Consider the following 17,259-nt stretch of genomic DNA (forward strand, 5'->3'; position numbering starts at 1 on the left):
TAAATGCTAGGCTTTTGAGTGCAAAGATATAAAATGCTTTCTTACTTTAACTCAATCGACGGAATCAATAGTGTTTTCCGATTGTCGTAAGAAGTTTTCAGGCAGTGATTTTTTGGTTTTGGCACCCATTTTTTTAAGCTTTTCGACAGAAGAAATCAGGTTTCCTCTTCCATCGACCAATTTGTTCATGGCAAGTTGGTAATCGATTTTAGCATCTTCCATTTTTTTACCAATTCGATTTAAATCACTTAGAAGTCCTTCAAATTTATCGTACAAAAGTCCCGCTTGTCGCGCAATTTCATAAGCATTTTCCTGTTGCTTTTGATGCTTCCACATACTGTCTATGGTTCGTAAAGTAGCTAAAAGGGTAGAGGGGGTTACGATGACGATGTTTTTGTCGTATGCCATGGTATAAAGCTGCGGTTCATAATTAAGTGCTTGTGAAAAAGCCGTTTCAATAGGGATAAACATCAGTACGAAATCCGGACTTTCTAGTTGATACAAATCCGAATAATTTTTGGATGATAATTGATCAATGTGTTTCTTAATGGAAAGCAGGTGTTCGTTTAAATAGCGCTTGCGCTCCATTTCTGTATCCTCATTGATAAAGCGCTCATAAGCCGTAAGGGAAACCTTGGAGTCGACAATCATCTTTTTATTGTCTGGCAAGTGGATAATAACGTCGGGATAAACCAAATTACCATCGCCGTTATAATGGCTTTTTTGCACTTCATATTCTCGGCCTTTCTCCAAACCCGATTTCTCCAAGACGCGTTCCAAAATCATTTCACCCCAATTTCCTTGCATTTTACTATCGCCTTTTAAAGCCTTGGTTAAATTTAGGGTTTCTTGACTCATTTGTAGGTGTAATTGTTGCAGACCTATAATTTGCTGGCGCAGGCTTGCATGGTGATCGATACTTTCTTTATGAGTGTTTTCTACCTTCTTTTCAAAATTTTGAATACGCTCTTGAAGTGGTGTCAATATGTTTTGAATGTTTTCCTTGTTTTGAGCGGTAAATTTCTGACTTTTCTCTTCGAGAATTTTAGTGGCTAAGTGCTCAAATTCCAAAGTAAATTGTTGACGCAATTGCTCGGTCTCTACTTTTTGGTTCTTTAGGCGTTCTAATGCATTGTGGTATTCGGTATCGCGTATGGCTACTCGTGCAATTAATTCTTGATTGTCTTGACTAATCAATTGTCGTTGTTCTTCCATAGCGATTTTCTCGAGTGCGTTATCTTGTTTGAGCTGTTGCGCATTTTGAGACGCTTGTTCGAGTTGTTGCGCTAAGAAACGGTTTTTTTCTTCCTCTCGAATTTGATTGTTTTTAGAGCTTTGTTTTTCTAAGTACCGCCCAAATATGAAGGTGGAAATTGGTAAGACAACTAGAAGTATATATAAATATAGGTTTGGATTCATCATGGATAATTTAGTAAATTGCGGTGAAGATACCTGCAAAAATACTAAATATTCACTTTATAAATAGATGCTCGGAACCGGATTAGGCTATAAATTTCCCTATCTTTGAAAACTTAATTTTAAATTCAAAAACTCATGAGTACTGCCCCTCTTGCAGCGCATAATGAATTAGAAAAGGCGCATCGTCATTTTCTGCTTTATAAACCTCATGGATATATAAGCCAATTTATTTACGAAAAAAAAAGAGCCAAAAAAAAACTCGGTGAATTATTTGATTTTCCGCAAGGTACTATGGCAATCGGACGTTTAGATGAAGACTCAGAAGGCTTGTTGATGTTGACGACGGATGGATTAGTCAGTGAGCAAGTTCGCAGCGCCCATTTTGAAAAGGAATATTATGTTCAAGTAGATGGATTGATTACGGAGGAAGCTATTTTAAAATTGCAAAAGGGTGTTGAGATAGGATTTAAGGGAATACGTTACTGGACAAAACCTTGTGAAGCATTTTTAATTGCGGATTTACCAGAATGGATTGGTGAGGGAAGAAGAGTTCGAGACGAACGGCACGGTCCCACGAGTTGGGTGGGGTTGGTGTTGACGGAAGGTAAGTTTCGCCAAGTTCGAAAAATGACCGCTGCTGCAGGTTTTCCAACTCTTAGATTGGTGCGTGTTCGCATAGGAAAAACCACTTTAAAAGGATTAAAAGTTGGTGAAGTAGAAGAATTAGAATGTATAACAATATGACGACGAATACTACCGCTAGAGAAAATTATCAGTTTCAAAAAATTGTTGCTTTTGTAGGAGTTACGTTATTTCTTATAAAAGTATTGGCTTGGTATTTGACCAATTCCGTAGCTATTTTAACGGATGCTTTGGAAAGTGTTATTAACGTTATCAGCGGTTTTGTAGGTTTGTACAGTTTGTATTTATCGGCCTTACCACGAGATAAAAATCACCCATACGGACACGGTAAAGTCGAATTTCTATCTGCTTCAGTGGAAGGGGCATTGATTATGTTGGCTGGGTTTATCATAATATATGAAGCGATTCGAAATTTAAAAGCACCCCAGCCCATTTCGCAGTTGGATTATGGTATTTTATTGGTAGGAATCACTGCAGTGGTCAACTATATATTAGGATGGTATGCCGTTAAAAAAGGTCAGAAAAATAAATCCTTAGCTTTGGTGGCTAGTGGGCGCCATCTTCAGTCTGATACTTATTCGACTATCGGGATTATCATCGGATTGGTGTTGATCTACTTTACCAATTACCTTTGGTTAGATAGCGTTGTCGCTTTTGTGTTTGCCTTAATCATCATCATTACTGGTTATAAGATTGTACGTGGAGCTATTTCTGGTATTATGGATGAAACCGACGAGGAATTATTAAAATCGGTTGTTGAAAATTTACAAGACATTCGACGGGAAAATTGGATTGACTTACACAATATGAGAATCATCAAATACGGTAGTGTACTGCATTTTGATTGCCACATGACTATTCCTTGGTATTTTAATATAGTTGAAGGGCATCGTGAAGTAGAAATGCTACAAGAAGAGGTGTGTAAAAATTTTGGCGATGAAGTAGAGTTATTTGTGCATATGGATGATTGCAAACCCTTTTCGTGTAAAATTTGTACCAAAACCGATTGTGCTGTGCGTCAACATCCGTTTGAAAAACAAATTGAATGGACCCGTGAAAACATTTCGTCAAACAAAAGGCATACGGTAGATACGGTTGCTAATGAGCATCCAGAATAAAACGTTTTTGTTCACGATTAAAGCGAATCGAAGGGTCGTTGAAAAAATGGTCCAAAGCACTACTTTCAACGATTTTATCTGTACTATCATGTAGAAGTCCTTCAGGGCGCATCAAGATTAATTCGTCACTTAATTGCAATGCTAAATCCATATCGTGGGTTGAAAAAAGGATGCATTTATTTTGGGTTTGACAAAGTTTTTTTAAGAGTCTAAACAAGGCTATTTTATTGTACAAATCCAAATGAGTTGAGGGTTCATCTAGAATGATAATAGGAGTGTCCTGAGCAATTGCGCGTGCTATGAGAGCCTTTTGTAGTTGACCGTCACTGATTTGATTGACTCTTTTATGACGTATTTCTAGAGTTTCTGTAGCGAGTAATGCTTGCTCAATCAGGGCTTTGTCGTGTTCGCTTAAACTTCCTATCCAATTGGTATAGGGAATTCTTCCTAAAGTAACCAGTTCATAAACTGTCAATTGATTGACGGGGATTTTATCGGTTAAAACGACACTTAATTGTGTTGCCAAGTCCGTTTTAGAATAACTATTAAGCGGTTTATTAGCTACTGAAATATGGCCTGCTAAAGGCGATTGAACGCCGCTTAAGGTTCGTAAAAGCGTGGATTTTCCAACTCCGTTTAAGCCTAATAAAGAAATCAACTTGTTGGGATAAAGCTGAAAATTAATTCCAGAGGCAACCGAGTGCATTGGATTCTTATCAGAATAACCGACGCTTAGATTTTGGACTTCTATTAGGGGTGTTGTGTCAGGCATAGTATGGAGTTCTCCACAAATATAGAAACAAAAAGTCAATGTTGCATTTAAGAAACGATACTTACATTTTTTTCATCACCCAATAGAAACCTATAGAAGCAATTACAATTAAAGCTGCAGTTGCTATCCAAAGGACATCAAATCCATATTTTTCAGCTATGGTAGTTCCAAATAAAGGCGAAAATACATGAGCTGCAGAAAAGGCTAATGCATTAATGGCCATGTAGGAACCCCGATTGGCGGCAGTAGAACGATTAACACCTACTGTTGACGAAAAGGGTAAAACCATAATTTCAGATACGCACAATAAAAACATAGCAAAATATAATATCGGTAAACCGCCTGGTAATAATAATGCTAAAAATGAAACCCCACAAATAGCTGTTCCAATGATAATGTTTTGACTAAGCGAGAATTTCTTTTCCGCTAGGTGTACGATAATCATCTCAAAACCGAAAACAATAATACCGCTAAAGGCAATTAGGAACCCAATATTGGTTTCATTGAGCAAATGACTTACCTTATAGAAAAGAGGTAGGGAGCTAAATAATTGATAGAAACAGGTGGCATAAATGGTGAGGAATATACTAAATAGCACGTATTTTTTATCGAAATATGCGGATTTTACCGTTGGGTTGGATGCTTCAAGCGCCTTGGATTGTAGGGCTAAATCGTTTCCTTTACGACCTCTAAAAAAGAAGAAAAAAACAATTCCTGCAAAGAAAACCATAACGGCATTGGTGTAGAACAAAATATTGTACGAATAGGCTGCTAAAAAGCCTCCCATAGCTGGACCAATGGAAAAACCTAAATTGAGGGCCATCCGATTTAAAGAAAAGGCACGGGTTAAGTTTTGAGGTTTTGCGTAATAAGAAACTGAAGCGCTATTGGCAGGTCTAAATACCTCTGTTATAAAACTCAATCCAATTACTGCAAAACAGAGTGATTCAAAGTCTCTAAAGTATGGTAATAGGATAAAAACGGGAACGGATAGAAATAAACTGATATTTTGAGTGGTGTAATGTCCGAGTTTGTCGGTCATCCATCCGCCAACCAAAGAACCCAGTATAGCACCTATTCCAAAACAGCTTAAGGCAAAGCCGACCTGTCTTAAGTCAAAACCCAATTCGGTACTCATATATACCCCAAGAAAGGGAATAACCATAGCGCCACTTCTATTGATTAACATCACTAAAGCTAAAATCCATGTAGCTTTAGATAGGCCTCTATACGAGTCGAGATACGATTGCCAAATGCGGTTCATAGGAAAGAATTTAAGGGGAGTAAGCTGTGTTTTTTGAGCCTGCAAAATTACTGTATTAAATAAGGATAGTTTAGTTAGATTCTTTAATGTTTTCTTAAAGTAGTGCTAAATTTTTAAACTACTGTTTTTAACCTAAAATTTTATGTCTTTACGATGATTATCAATTATAAGTGATGCAACTAAAATTGCTGTTTTGATGTTAATACCTAGGATAATCTGATTATATTTGCTTACTGAATCATTCTATAAAAAATATAAATGAAACCAAACACACAACAATTAATTGATTTAACTACACAAGTTAGAAGAGATATTCTTCGCATGGTGCATGCCGTGAATTCTGGACATCCTGGAGGGTCTTTGGGTTGCGCAGAGTTTTTAGTAGCCCTTTACCAGGAGGTTATGGAGCGCAAGGAGGCTTTTGATATGAACGGATTAAACGAAGACATTTTCTTCCTTTCAAACGGGCATATTTCACCGGTTTTTTATAGTGTTTTAGCGCGTAGCGGTTATTTTCCAGTAAGTGAATTAGCTTCTTTTAGAAAAATAAACACCCGTCTTCAAGGACATCCAACAACACATGATCATTTGCCGGGTATTCGAATGGCTTCAGGATCATTGGGACAGGGATTGTCCGTAGCATTAGGTGCTGCGCAAGCAAAAAAGTTAAATGGTGATAAGCATTTAGTATATGTTCTTTTGGGTGATGGTGAATTGCAGGAAGGACAAAATTGGGAAGCATTAATGTATGCTGCTGCTAAAAAGGTCGACAATGTTATTGCAACAGTTGATCTTAACGGTAAGCAAATTGATGGTTCTACAGATGAGGTTTTAAACATGGGATCAATCCGAGCGAAATTTGAAGCTTTTGGATGGGATGTTTTGGAAATCGAAAAGGGTAACGATATGGAACAAGTGGTAGAAGGAATGAAACAGGCCAAACTGCGTACAGGAAATGGAAAGCCGGTTGGAATTTTGTTGCATACGGAAATGGGGAATGGTGTAGATTTTATGATGAATACTCATGCATGGCATGGAAAAGCGCCTAATGATGCACAATTGGAGCAAGCCTTGACTCAAAACCCGGAAACCTTAGGAGATTATTAATCCCATTTAAATCGAAGAAACAACATGAAAAAATATACAAATACAGGAAGTAAAGACACGCGTTCAGGTTTTGGAGCGGGTTTGACGGAACTGGGACAAAAAAATGAGAATGTAGTAGCGTTATGTGCTGATTTAATTGGGTCGTTAAAAATGGATGATTTTAAGAAAAATCACCCAGAGCGTTTTTTTCAAATCGGAATTGCAGAGGCTAATATGATTGGAATCGCTGCGGGTTTAACTATCGGTGGTAAGATTCCCTTTACAGGAACTTTTGCGAATTTTTCTACAGGACGTGTTTATGATCAAATTAGACAATCTGTAGCCTATTCGGAAAAAAATGTAAAAATTTGTGCTTCTCACGCCGGATTAACTTTAGGTGAAGACGGTGCTACGCATCAAATTTTGGAAGATATTGGATTGATGAAGATGTTGCCGGGAATGACGGTAATCAATACTTGCGATTACAATCAAACCAAAGCAGCTACTTTGGCTATAGCGGAATATGAAGGTCCGGTTTATTTGAGATTTGGACGTCCAGTAGTGCCAAATTTTACAGCGGAAGATCAAAAATTCGAAATAGGTAAGGCTGTATTGTTATCCGAAGGTACCGATGTGACTATTATTGCAACTGGACATTTGGTTTGGGAAGCTTTAGAAGCGGCAAACATCTTAGAGCAAAAAGGAATTTCCGCAGAGGTCATAAATATACATACCATCAAACCGTTGGATGAAGAGGCTATTTTGAAATCGGTTCGCAAAACCGGTTGCGTAGTAACGGCTGAAGAACATAATTTCCTAGGCGGTTTAGGTGAAAGTGTGGCTCGAGTGTTGAGTTTGAATCATCCACTAGCACAAGAATTTGTTGCAGTTAGCGATACCTTTGGCGAGTCAGGAACTCCTGAACAATTGATGGATAAATACGGTTTAAATTCAAGTGTTATCGTTGAAAAAGCCGAAAAGGTAATTAAACGTAAATAGCATTTAATAATAAAAGTCTTTAAATACTTTTTTTATATTAAAAACAGGTTGTCTTATATGGCAGCCTGTTTTTTTAAGTCTATCATTGGAAGAATACCGCTGTTTTTGCTAGGGAATTTTCCGTAAATAAAATAGGGTTTTTGATTATAAAAACCCTTCGTAATAATGGAGTAACGTCTGTTGTTGATTCGGTTACTAACGTTTGTAGTTGGTGTGAATAGGGCAGTAGTAAGTAAGGAATTGACGTAAAGCAAAAATCCCATCTAGCGCACTAGATGGGATTTTTACTAACATATTATACGGTGTCTTAGTGACATCTATTGTCTAAGTGTTTTTTAACACTTCCTCCTGGACAAGAGGGGATAGCGCTAAACTCATAAAGTTTTTTGACAGTAACGCCGTTTTCTATAACTTCATAAGTAATCTCATCACGAGTTAAAAATCCATCTGCGTCATCATCGACATCCATAAAGTTTGGAATACCATCTCCATCGGTATCGTCGTCAAAATAGTCGCCGTTTCCGTTGAGGTCTTCATATATAGAAGGAATACCGTCTCTGTCGTGGTCTCTGCTCAATTTGCTAATTAAGGTGATGTCAAAAATAAGATTAGCATAAGCTTCTCCTGTTGTTGGAGAATTAAAATACATTAATCCAGAAGGGATGAAAGCAATGATTCGACCTGCGTTTTCGAAATTAAAGGTTCCGTCAGGATTTTGGGTGATGCTCGTCGCTTCTTTCATCAAGGCTGTGGCTAATCTATAACCAGATTTTGTTTGTCCCGCAACTGCTGGCATTAATCCAGGAATTGGTGCTGGATAAGTAGTCCACATACCTGTTTTATTTACGTCGAATACCCTGTTTTTTAAAGTATATCCTTTGTAGCTAGTGTAGGTAGAGTCAATCGTAATTGCTTGTTCACCACCACCTTCATTTAGTACCAAGTAATACAAAGTGTATTCTACCGCGTCGGCTGTTTTGGCATATTTTACAATATTGGAACCAGTTGTGTAAAGTGCGTATTCATCGTTTTTGATTTTCACAGACTTTAGTTCAAACTGTTTTTGATCCCAAATAGAAATCTGTGTATTCTTATCTGTAATAGAATCTAAAGTAATATCCTCACCATCTATTTTGAGATAGTTGTTCTTTAAGTAATTTTCTATTTTTACGATATCTTCGCTATATACTTCCGCACGGTCTCTAATCGGCACTGTTTTAATGTCGTCGTCACTTTTTTTACAGTTTGCAGCAGCTATGGCTAAGCCTATAAGTGCAAAAAGTTTGAAAAATCTATTCATTTGAAATAATTTAGTGCCGCAAGATACAATTTTCCTTTATTTTTGTAAGGTTAATAAATGAATTTTATTTGAGAACATGAGAATTGATAAGTATTTGTGGAGTGTGCGTTACTATAAAACCAGAAGCATTGCAACAGAGGCATGTAAGAAAGGACATATTACCGTTAATGGGCAGGCAGCTAAGGCATCTAGAGATGTTTTTCCGGGTGACCAGATTACTTTAAGGAAGGATCAGATTGTTTATAAAATGAATGTTTTAGACGTGCCTTTAAATCGGCTAGGAGCTAAACTTGTAGATATGTACCGAAAAGATACGACACCTCCAGAGGCTTTTGAGCATTTGGAATTGTTAAAGTTGTCGAAAGAGCATTATCGTGCGCACGGTACGGGTAGACCAACTAAAAAAGACCGTAGAGATATTGATGGATATGTAAGTGGTGATAGCGATGGAGAAGAAAGTGTTGAATAACAGTTATTGGTCTGAACAATATCAGGCTAATAATACCTATTGGAATGCGGGTTCAATTACCGCCCCTTTAAAGGAATACTTTGACGGTATTGAGGATAAAAATATTAAAATATTAATCCCAGGCGTTGGACACGGGCACGAACTGCTGTATCTTTATCGCAATGGTTTTACTAATGTAACGGCTATTGATATCGCTGCCGAGGCGTTGGAACACATTAGAATCGAGGCGGCAGATTTTCCTCTTGACCATTTGATTCTAGGAGATTTTTTTGAGCATCAAGGAGCTTATGATTTGATAGTTGAACAGACTTTCTTTTGTTCGTTACAGCCCGAATTAAGAGTGAATTACGTAGAGAAGATGAGTCAGTTGCTCGCGGATAAAGGCAGGCTAGTCGGTTTGTTGTTTGATGATTGTTTCAAAACCGAGGGGCCTCCATTTGGTGGTTCACTTGTGGAGTATCAGCAACTCTTTGAGCCGCGAATGCATATTCAAAAGTTAGAAACGGCATACAATTCGATTAAACCTAGAGCAGGACGTGAATTATTTATTATAATAGAAAGAAAAAATGACTAAAAATATTATTTTAACCAAAGAAGAGATTTATCACAAATCGAAGAGAATTGCTTACCAAATATATGAAACCTTTGTAGAAGAGGAGGAGATTGTATTGGCTGGAATAGCGAGTAACGGCTATGTATTTGCACAGAAAATCGCCGAGCAATTAGCGCAGATTGCCGACTTTAAAGTGATTTTATGTGAAGTCAAAATAGACAAACAGAATGCCTTATTACCCATTACCACTTCCATCAGCTCAGATCAATATCAAAATAAAAGCGTAGTGTTAATCGACGATGTGCTCAATTCGGGTACCACCTTGATATATGGTGTTAAGCACTTTTTGGAAGTGCCTTTAAAGAAATTTAAAACGGCTGTTTTAGTCGACCGAAACCATAAAAAATATCCCGTAAAAGCCGATTTTAAAGGCTTGTCTTTATCTACGTCACTTTTAGAGCATATCCAAGTGGTTTTTGAAGGGGATGATGAATATGCTTATTTATGCTAATAGTGAAATAATTTCCTCTGTAATTGTTGCGACATCTTTTTGATCAACTTTGATGGTGTGTTGCGCATGATGATAAAAATAACTGCGTTCGAAGAGCTGTTTGGCAATAAATGATTCCAGCGGCTCTTCGGTGTTTTGAGCCAGTATAGGACGATTATTACTGTCGTTTGCAAGTCGGCTTAATAAAGTCGGTATACTTGCCTTTAAATAGACGGAAACGAGTTGTTCTTGATTTAGTAATAAGTGGTTGTTCGCATAACAAGGAGTTCCGCCGCCGAGACTCAACACAAAGGACTCGGGAGCTTGTAGTAGTTTTTGAAATATCTCCTGTTCTTTTTTTCTAAAAAAGATTTCACCACGTTCTAAAAAGATATTAGAAATGGAAGATTGGCATTCGGCTTCGATTAATTGGTCCAAATCATAAGTCGGAAGCAGTAGGGCTTTTCCCAGTGTTTTGGCGGTTGTTGATTTTCCAGACCCCATGTATCCTAATAGAATGATTTTTTTCATAAAAATAAATAGTTGTTAGATAAGACGTTAGGAAAAAAGACTTGTGAAAAAGCAAATTTAAGATAAATATCCCTTGGATTTTAAAATAATCATTCTATATTTGCACCCGCATTCAGGGAATGAATTTGCAGACTCGATAGCTCAGTTGGTAGAGCACAACACTTTTAATGTTGGGGTCCTGGGTTCGAGCCCCAGTCGGGTCACTAAGACCTATTATTCATTCCTTGTTTACGACTCGATAGCTCAGTTGGTAGAGCACAACACTTTTAATGTTGGGGTCCTGGGTTCGAGCCCCAGTCGGGTCACTAGCCAATAAGAAACTCGTTTTTTTATTTCGGCCACGTGGAGAAATTGGTAGACTCGCCATCTTGAGGGGGTGGTGTCGCAAGACGTGTCAGTTCGAATCTGATCGTGGTCACTTTTAAGTTTAAAAGTGCTTGAAATTAGAGATATAAGAGTTTCTTCTCTTTTTTTCCAATAGAATTGATTTACTAGATTATATAATGACTCGATAGCTCAGTTGGTAGAGCACAACACTTTTAATGTTGGGGTCCTGGGTTCGAGCCCCAGTCGGGTCACAAACGCAGATGCAGCACTGCGTATTTTTAAATCTTCAGATTTTAAATAAAAAAAAGCTGTAATATAATGGATAATGACTCGATAGCTCAGTTGGTAGAGCACAACACTTTTAATGTTGGGGTCCTGGGTTCGAGCCCCAGTCGGGTCACAAACAAAAAAGCAACTTCAAAAGAGTTGCTTTTTTTTGTTTGCGCTGTATTGAACAAAAGGCTAAGGATGGGGCTATCCTAAAAGTAGTGTTTATGCAAAAATAGTGGCTAATCTATGCTAGAAAAATTCTATATTCGTTTAATCATACCTAAAAAATTAATGCTGTAGTTGAAGATTGTAATATATTTGACTTCAAAAAGGGGGCTGTTAGTTGCATTTAAAGCTATGAGTAATGTTTATCTGTAGATTTGTCAATTTCTATAATAGGTTTTTTGTTGCACATATAATGCAATAAATGTATTTTTGCACTATATATGCAACATTGTGGTTTATGCATGTATAGTGCAACGAAAATACTTAGTTATATAAAATTATGAAATACCCAATACTAATGGCTGATATTGTCGACAGCAGGAAGGCAGATCAGATTTTACTGATTAACGAGTTTAAAAGGATAGTGAATTACATCAATAATAGATGGGAAATGTCGATTTTGTCTCCATTAACTATAACCTTAGGTGATGAATTTCAAGGTGTAATAAAGGATATGGAGTCCTGCTACAAATTGGTGTTCGATATGGAGGAGTTTATCATAGAGCACTCTTTAAGTATTAAATTAAGATATGTGATGAACTATGGCATCATCGAGACTCCAATTAATAGAGATATTGCGTATGAAATGTTAGGTGATGGACTAACTCAAGCACGAGAGCAACTTAATAAATTGAAAGCAAGTTCTAATAGATTTATGATTCTTTCCGATAAAAATGAAATGAATTCTGCTGTAATAAGCGATTTGTTTTTGTTGTATGGAAGTTACATCGACTCTTGGAAGTTGAATGAATATCAAATGGTATCTGAATTCTTAAAAGATAAAGACTACAAGGTGGTAGCTAAGAATTTAGGTATGAATAAATCGAGTACTTGGAGACGATATAAAAGTTTACACATAGAAGAATACAAAACAACTAAAGATCTTATTTTAACGTTAAACAGAATTTTATGATATGTAAATATGTGGTATTTATGTTAATCTTTTTAATAGGTGAGATATTGATTAATGTTACCTGGTTCAAGTATCTAAAGGCGAAGTTTACTGAAGAGAATCTAAAGGCGAAGATTTCTGATACGGAAACAAAAGATTCTAGTAAAACTCTATTGAGGTTGAACATTTCAACTTTCAAGGGGGTTATGGAAAGACTTATTATTGCAATATGTCTAGCAATCGGGGTAGCTCCTATCCTTATTGTATTCGGAGCACTGAAAATCGGAACAAGATTAAAGTCTCCAGATGATAAGATCCAGAACGACTATTTTTTGATAGGTAATCTAAGTTCCATATTTATATCGGTAATGTATGTGTATATTTTTCAAAAAACAATGCACCTTTTCTGAAAACACTCTAAAAAACCTTCAAAATAAAAACTGTAAATATTGATGTCAAGCATAATCTAGTATTTTTTAAATGCTCATAATTGAAAGTGATTCGTACAATAGCAGTGGAATCAAAAGACGTTATGTGTAAAAGGATTAATCCTAAATGTTGTGTTTATGCAAAAATAGTGGCTAATCTATGCTAGAAAAATTAGTTATCGTTCAAACTCTAAATGGAGTTATAATAAGTGTACTATTTGCAAAAAAAAAGTGCTAAAGAACCATTTTGGAAAAACCAATGAAGTTCTTTAGCACGAATCTATATATTTAAAAAATACACTTATACTTTTTTCGGAGGTAGATCAAAGGCGATGGCTTCATGCTCAAAATGACCGTTGTGAGCCCCATCGCAAAAAGGCTTGTTTTTAGAAAGCCCACATCGACAAATAGAAAGTACAGTTCTACCCTGTAATCCATAAGTGTCTCCATTTCTATCTACGATTTCAAAATCACCCTCGATTTTTACCGAACCGTTGTTGTTTATAGTAAGTTTTGTTTTTGACATATTGTTTGAGTTTACTTTGTTTGCAACAAAAATAGACTAATAAAGTCAGTACTGCTTCATGTTATTTCTATTTAGAAACGTTCCTTTTAACGGCAACAAAAAACGATGGTTTGGGAATTCTAACTCAGTGCTGTTGCTATTAGCGCAGTTAAAAACAATTAGTCTCGTGTATCTTATGGATAGTACTTTGTGTTAAGCTTGCTTTTTGGTGCTTGTATAGCAGCGTGGAACTACCGTAAAAAGACTATTTGTAAGTTCCAAAAAGTCGATCCCAAATCGAGGTGTAAAAACCAAAATTGCGGCTTTCGTACTGATGATGTTGGTTGTGGAATTTGGTGGTTCCCAAAAAACTATAGTCAGCCCATTTGGGAAAGAACTCCCGATTCAAATGACCTAGGGTTCCCCAAATGAGATTGATGATGATGTATAGAGACAGCGCGTAAACAGAGAAGCTATAGCTGGAAAAAACCACAATCATCATAAGACCAAAACCGACCGTTTCAAACGGATGTAGTACAAACAGACTTAAATAGTTAGTACTGTTGTGTTCGTGGTGTTTTCGATGCAATAGTTTGTAGATTATAGGCGTATGCGCAACATAATGGAAAACATACATCAAAAAATCCATGATAAAGATTATAGCCAGCGTTTCTAAGCTAGTTGTAATAACGGAATGATGGGTTTTCCAGTTTAAAAAACCTTGTTTCCAGAGGTAAACAGCTAGCAACATCAGCAGACAATTGAGAGATACGGTTAATATGCTCAGGTAGATGTCGGAGCGGTTGATAGGGTGGTCCAGTGGCTGCAATTTGTTTTTGCGACAGCTTTTGTCGATAAATACATATAAGGAGATAGATAGTAAAAAAAGAAATACATTGGAAATCAGACTAAAAATGATCCATGTTTTAGTGGAAAAATTTTCGATGATAGCAATCAAATTCATCTTCTGGGCATTTGGCATTAATGCACAAAAATACGAAATTCACAACCCCGCCCAACACAAAGATTTTACAATGGATGTCCAACATTTCCCGATTAAAGGTTTACTAATTTATTTTTTTAATAGTTAATCGCTTGTAATAATTTTTGTTTTTTATAACAACTTAGTTAGTTTTAGAAGTATTTAACTAAAAGTGTGGTTTCCATTTGTAACTCACCGTTAATTATAGGTATATTTACTATTATAATAACAAAACACATTCCTTATGAAAAAATTATCACTTTTGTCGCTGTTTTTGTGCTTTATAGTTGCTGGATTTTGGTCCGCTGCTGAAGCTTGTACCCGTGTTGTCTATAAAGGACCTAACGGAACGGTAATTACTGCGCGTTCGATGGATTGGAAAGACGATATACAAGCCAATTTGTGGGTGTTTCCGAAAGGTATGCAACGCAGTGGGGAAGTTGGACCCAATTCTGTTAACTGGCAATCTAAATACGGCAGTGTTATTAGTACAGCTTGGGATATTGCTACAGCAGACGGTATGAATGAAAAGGGTTTGGTGGCCAATATTTTGTGGTTGGTTGAATCGGAATATCCTAAATTCGATGGAAAAGGCAATAAAAAGGGGATTTCGATTGCTACATGGGCACAATATGTCTTAGATAATTTTGCAACGGTGGATGAAGCTGTAAAGCATTTGGAAAAAGAACCTTTTGTAGTGGTTAGTGATTATATACCCGGAACTCAAAAATTTACGACATTGCATTTATCTATTTCTGATGCGAAAGGCGATAATGCCATTTTCGAATACATCAATGGAAAATTGATGATACATCACGATCCATCTTATACGGTAATGACCAATTCTCCTGTATTTAACGAGCAATTGGCTTTGAATAGTTATTGGAAGGGAATTCCGGGCACCATTATGTTACCGGGCACCAATCGTGCAGCAGACCGTTTTGTAAGAGCTTCTTATTACATCAACGCCATTCCTCAAACAGATCATGTGCGCAATGCGATAGCCAGTGTGTTTAGTGTGATTCGAAATTGTTCGGTGCCGTTTGGAATTTCGTCTGAACAAGAGCCTAATATTTCTTCAACGCGTTGGCGTTCGGTTTCCGATCAAAAGAATTTGGTGTACTATTTTGAAACTGTACAAACGCCAAATACTTTTTGGGTAGATCTTAAAGATTTTGATTTAAGTACAAAAGGGAAGGTAATGAAATTGAGTTTAGATGATTATAAAACCTATAATGGAAAAACCAATAAGGACTTTAAAGTAGCGGAAGCATTTAAGTTTTTGGGAATTTAAAGTACTTTTTTACTAAATGGTTAGACAAAGAAAACAGCAAGGGATTCTGATATTTGGAATCCCTTGCTGTTTTTTTATATAATACATAAGGAAGTTACGGTTGTTAAAGGAAAAAAAGTAAACCATGTGAAACCGCTAAAAATAAACACAAAGGACTAAAGTACTTACTGTCCATCTGGGCAAAGTAAGATTCTTTAAATCGTTTGCTAAATCCAACATACCGAAAATCTCCACAGCAGCGTAAAGCAAATATTACAGCGATAAAAAAGATGGCATATTTTAAGTATGCTACGTCTAGTTCCATAGAAACCCACCCTGTATATGTTAGGTTAATCCACCCGAATAACCACAAGCCTACAGCGACGACTAAAGTTCCCAACTTACTCGGTTGAAATGTTTTTATACCCTTTTCATTAGTGGGTACTGCAGCATTCATTCCCCATATACCTCCAAGTACCCAATAGATATGGATACCGCCCAATAGAGCGAATACCAAAGCATTAAAAAGTGCTAAAATCGACATCGTTTTTTGTTTTGCTATCAAAGTTAACGAATATAGGACGTTTTAAAAGTTTTTTCAGTCAATATTTAAAAGTTAAATAAGCTTGTAAAAACCGAAGTTTAAGATAGGTCTAGGGCAAATTCGATATAGGCTTTTGCGCTTTTTTGTACAACTTCTGGAGTGGGGTGGTATTCTACGTCGTACCAAGTAAAAATATCGATTAATTCGGCTTCTATGTATTGAGCGGTAACCTTAAAAGGCAAGCAAAGTTGTTCGATGGTTACGCCATACAAACCGTCTTCGCGATAATCTTCTTCTTTGATTCCAGCAGAAATAGCTAAAGCCAATTTTTTACCCCTCATTTTGTCTCCAGTAGAACCGTAGGCCCAACCGTGTAGCAATACTTCATCGAGCCATTGCTTTAGTAAAGGAGGACAGTTAAACCAATACAAGGGAAATTGAAATATAATAATATCATGTGCTTCAACGAGTTTTTGCTCGTATTTGATGTCTATTACGCCATCGGGATACTTCTCATATAAGGGGTGAACCGTAAACTGTTTGGGGTGTTTTTTCAACTCCCTCATCCAGAGGTTGTTTACTAAGGATTTCTCCATATTAGGATGAGTAATAATAACCAGTTTTTTCATAAGCATTTTATTTAGACTACAAAGTTAAGAGCATTTGATAGGATAGGCAATAAGAGGTAAAATTCTATCTAAGTGATAAAATTAGCACCGTGAATATTTTATATATGCTAGGCATAAGTACGTAGGACCTTGTTTTATTATTTGTATTTTTAACAAAATTAGAGTTATATGTATCAAAGGAAAATACCCTTGGATTTCGACTGTGGAACAGGTATCGCTATCGAAGTAATTATTTCTAAATGGAAGTTTTGTATTTTACAAGAAATCAATAAGGGAATCAGTAGACCAAAAGACTTGATGGAAGCTATTCCGGATATTACTAAACGGGTGTTACACGAGCAATTAAAACAATTGGAATTTCACGGTATCGTTTCTAAACATATTTATCCGGAAGTACCGCCAAAAGTAGAATATTCGATTACCGAAATAGGTATGCAGGCATTACCCATTGTTCAGGCAGTTAATCAATGGGGGTTAGATTTTGCACCTCGTTTAAAAACGATTTTAAACAGCGAGAACGAGGCGTAAAAAAAAACTCCCT

Annotated in this window: 19 protein-coding genes and 5 tRNA genes; 15 read left to right on the plus strand and 9 right to left on the minus strand. The window is 36.6% G+C overall.

Going from position 1 to position 17,259, the window contains the following annotated elements:
* Nucleotides 1–51: 51 nt before the first annotated feature.
* Nucleotides 52–1,422 (minus strand): DNA recombination protein RmuC, encoded by a 1,371-nt coding sequence (gene rmuC / locus KO524_RS10470; RefSeq protein ID WP_370629733.1) that lies wholly within the window; start codon nucleotides 1,420–1,422, stop codon nucleotides 52–54.
* Nucleotides 1,423–1,554: 132 nt separating this feature from the next.
* Between rmuC and KO524_RS10475 the strand changes: the two genes are divergently transcribed.
* Both KO524_RS10475 and KO524_RS10480 read left to right on the plus strand, forming a co-directional pair.
* Nucleotides 1,555–2,163: a pseudouridine synthase gene (locus KO524_RS10475; RefSeq protein WP_219293763.1), complete on the plus strand. Its 609-nt coding sequence runs from the start codon at nucleotides 1,555–1,557 to the stop codon at nucleotides 2,161–2,163.
* Nucleotides 2,160–3,179, plus strand: a complete 1,020-nt coding sequence (locus KO524_RS10480; RefSeq protein ID WP_219293765.1) for a cation diffusion facilitator family transporter — start codon at nucleotides 2,160–2,162, stop codon at nucleotides 3,177–3,179. The genes KO524_RS10475 and KO524_RS10480 overlap by 4 nt, the downstream gene beginning before the upstream one ends.
* Here the strand turns inward: KO524_RS10480 and KO524_RS10485 are convergent.
* Together KO524_RS10485 and KO524_RS10490 are read right to left on the minus strand one after the other, a co-directional pair.
* A complete protein-coding gene (locus KO524_RS10485; RefSeq protein ID WP_219293768.1) occupies nucleotides 3,160–3,951 on the minus strand; it encodes an ABC transporter ATP-binding protein in 792 nt (263 codons plus the stop codon). The genes KO524_RS10480 and KO524_RS10485 overlap by 20 nt on opposite strands.
* Nucleotides 3,952–4,012: 61 nt before the next feature.
* Nucleotides 4,013–5,215 carry an MFS transporter gene (locus KO524_RS10490; RefSeq protein ID WP_219293770.1) on the minus strand — a complete coding sequence of 401 codons (1,203 nt, stop codon included), beginning with the start codon at nucleotides 5,213–5,215 and terminating at the stop codon, nucleotides 4,013–4,015.
* Nucleotides 5,216–5,473: 258 nt separating this feature from the next.
* Here KO524_RS10490 and KO524_RS10495 point away from each other — a divergent pair, with 258 nt between their 5' ends.
* The gene (locus KO524_RS10495) at nucleotides 5,474–6,322 is read left to right on the plus strand and encodes a transketolase (protein ID WP_219293772.1); all 849 of its coding nucleotides are present in this window, start codon (nucleotides 5,474–5,476) and stop codon (nucleotides 6,320–6,322) included.
* Between the two features lie 24 nt (nucleotides 6,323–6,346).
* Nucleotides 6,347–7,300 (plus strand): transketolase family protein, encoded by a 954-nt coding sequence (locus KO524_RS10500; protein ID WP_219293774.1) that lies wholly within the window; start codon nucleotides 6,347–6,349, stop codon nucleotides 7,298–7,300.
* 307 nt (nucleotides 7,301–7,607) lie between these two features.
* Here the strand turns inward: KO524_RS10500 and KO524_RS10505 are convergent, their stop codons facing one another.
* Nucleotides 7,608–8,600: an FKBP-type peptidyl-prolyl cis-trans isomerase gene (locus KO524_RS10505; RefSeq protein WP_219293776.1), complete on the minus strand. Its 993-nt coding sequence runs from the start codon at nucleotides 8,598–8,600 to the stop codon at nucleotides 7,608–7,610.
* Between the two features lie 76 nt (nucleotides 8,601–8,676).
* Between KO524_RS10505 and KO524_RS10510 the strand changes: the two genes are divergently transcribed.
* From KO524_RS10510 to KO524_RS10520, 3 genes are read left to right on the plus strand one after another with little or no spacing between them, the layout of a single operon-like run.
* Nucleotides 8,677–9,069: an RNA-binding S4 domain-containing protein gene (locus tag KO524_RS10510; protein ID WP_219293778.1), complete on the plus strand. Its 393-nt coding sequence runs from the start codon at nucleotides 8,677–8,679 to the stop codon at nucleotides 9,067–9,069.
* Nucleotides 9,047–9,643, plus strand: a complete 597-nt coding sequence (locus tag KO524_RS10515; RefSeq protein ID WP_255555235.1) for a methyltransferase domain-containing protein — start codon at nucleotides 9,047–9,049, stop codon at nucleotides 9,641–9,643. The genes KO524_RS10510 and KO524_RS10515 overlap by 23 nt, the downstream gene beginning before the upstream one ends.
* Nucleotides 9,636–10,133, plus strand: a complete 498-nt coding sequence (locus tag KO524_RS10520) for a phosphoribosyltransferase family protein (RefSeq protein ID WP_219293780.1) — start codon at nucleotides 9,636–9,638, stop codon at nucleotides 10,131–10,133. The genes KO524_RS10515 and KO524_RS10520 overlap by 8 nt, the downstream gene beginning before the upstream one ends.
* Here the strand turns inward: KO524_RS10520 and KO524_RS10525 are convergent.
* Nucleotides 10,125–10,643 carry a shikimate kinase gene (locus tag KO524_RS10525; protein WP_219293782.1) on the minus strand — a complete coding sequence of 173 codons (519 nt, stop codon included), beginning with the start codon at nucleotides 10,641–10,643 and terminating at the stop codon, nucleotides 10,125–10,127. The two genes, KO524_RS10520 and KO524_RS10525, sit on opposite strands and share 9 nt — an antisense overlap.
* A 130-nt stretch (nucleotides 10,644–10,773) precedes the next feature.
* Between KO524_RS10525 and KO524_RS10530 the strand changes: the two genes are divergently transcribed.
* From KO524_RS10530 to KO524_RS10555, 6 genes are all read left to right on the plus strand, one after another.
* A tRNA-Lys gene (locus KO524_RS10530) sits at nucleotides 10,774–10,846 on the plus strand.
* 29 nt (nucleotides 10,847–10,875) lie between these two features.
* Nucleotides 10,876–10,948 (plus strand) — tRNA-Lys (locus KO524_RS10535).
* A gap of 31 nt (nucleotides 10,949–10,979) precedes the next feature.
* A tRNA-Leu gene (locus tag KO524_RS10540) sits at nucleotides 10,980–11,061 on the plus strand.
* A gap of 87 nt (nucleotides 11,062–11,148) precedes the next feature.
* Nucleotides 11,149–11,221 (plus strand) — tRNA-Lys (locus tag KO524_RS10545).
* Nucleotides 11,222–11,297: 76 nt separating this feature from the next.
* Nucleotides 11,298–11,370: transfer RNA gene (locus KO524_RS10550), tRNA-Lys, on the plus strand.
* 375 nt (nucleotides 11,371–11,745) lie between these two features.
* Complete coding sequence (locus KO524_RS10555; RefSeq protein ID WP_219293784.1) at nucleotides 11,746–12,378, plus strand: SatD family protein; 633 nt, start codon at nucleotides 11,746–11,748, stop codon at nucleotides 12,376–12,378.
* Between the two features lie 708 nt (nucleotides 12,379–13,086).
* Here KO524_RS10555 and KO524_RS10560 read toward each other — a convergent pair.
* Complete coding sequence (locus tag KO524_RS10560) at nucleotides 13,087–13,311, minus strand: CDGSH iron-sulfur domain-containing protein (RefSeq protein ID WP_108157071.1); 225 nt, start codon at nucleotides 13,309–13,311, stop codon at nucleotides 13,087–13,089.
* A 244-nt stretch (nucleotides 13,312–13,555) separates the two neighbouring features.
* Nucleotides 13,556–14,254 (minus strand): sterol desaturase family protein, encoded by a 699-nt coding sequence (locus tag KO524_RS10565; RefSeq protein ID WP_255555237.1) that lies wholly within the window; start codon nucleotides 14,252–14,254, stop codon nucleotides 13,556–13,558.
* A gap of 262 nt (nucleotides 14,255–14,516) precedes the next feature.
* Between KO524_RS10565 and KO524_RS10570 the strand changes: the two genes are divergently transcribed.
* Nucleotides 14,517–15,566 (plus strand): linear amide C-N hydrolase, encoded by a 1,050-nt coding sequence (locus KO524_RS10570; RefSeq protein WP_219293787.1) that lies wholly within the window; start codon nucleotides 14,517–14,519, stop codon nucleotides 15,564–15,566.
* Nucleotides 15,567–15,669: 103 nt separating this feature from the next.
* On the opposite strand, the gene KO524_RS10575 is transcribed toward KO524_RS10570, so the two are convergent.
* Both KO524_RS10575 and KO524_RS10580 read right to left on the minus strand, forming a co-directional pair.
* The gene (locus tag KO524_RS10575; RefSeq protein ID WP_219293788.1) at nucleotides 15,670–16,089 is read right to left on the minus strand and encodes a DUF3995 domain-containing protein; all 420 of its coding nucleotides are present in this window, start codon (nucleotides 16,087–16,089) and stop codon (nucleotides 15,670–15,672) included.
* Nucleotides 16,090–16,187: 98 nt separating this feature from the next.
* The gene (locus KO524_RS10580; protein ID WP_219293790.1) at nucleotides 16,188–16,718 is read right to left on the minus strand and encodes an NAD(P)H-dependent oxidoreductase; all 531 of its coding nucleotides are present in this window, start codon (nucleotides 16,716–16,718) and stop codon (nucleotides 16,188–16,190) included.
* 168 nt (nucleotides 16,719–16,886) lie between these two features.
* Here KO524_RS10580 and KO524_RS10585 point away from each other — a divergent pair, with 168 nt between their 5' ends.
* Nucleotides 16,887–17,246 carry a helix-turn-helix domain-containing protein gene (locus KO524_RS10585; RefSeq protein WP_219293792.1) on the plus strand — a complete coding sequence of 120 codons (360 nt, stop codon included), beginning with the start codon at nucleotides 16,887–16,889 and terminating at the stop codon, nucleotides 17,244–17,246.
* The last annotated feature ends 13 nt before the right edge of the window (nucleotides 17,247–17,259 follow it).

It is taken from the genome of Flavobacterium sp. NKUCC04_CG (assembly GCF_019345525.1).
Classification (GTDB): domain Bacteria; phylum Bacteroidota; class Bacteroidia; order Flavobacteriales; family Flavobacteriaceae; genus Flavobacterium.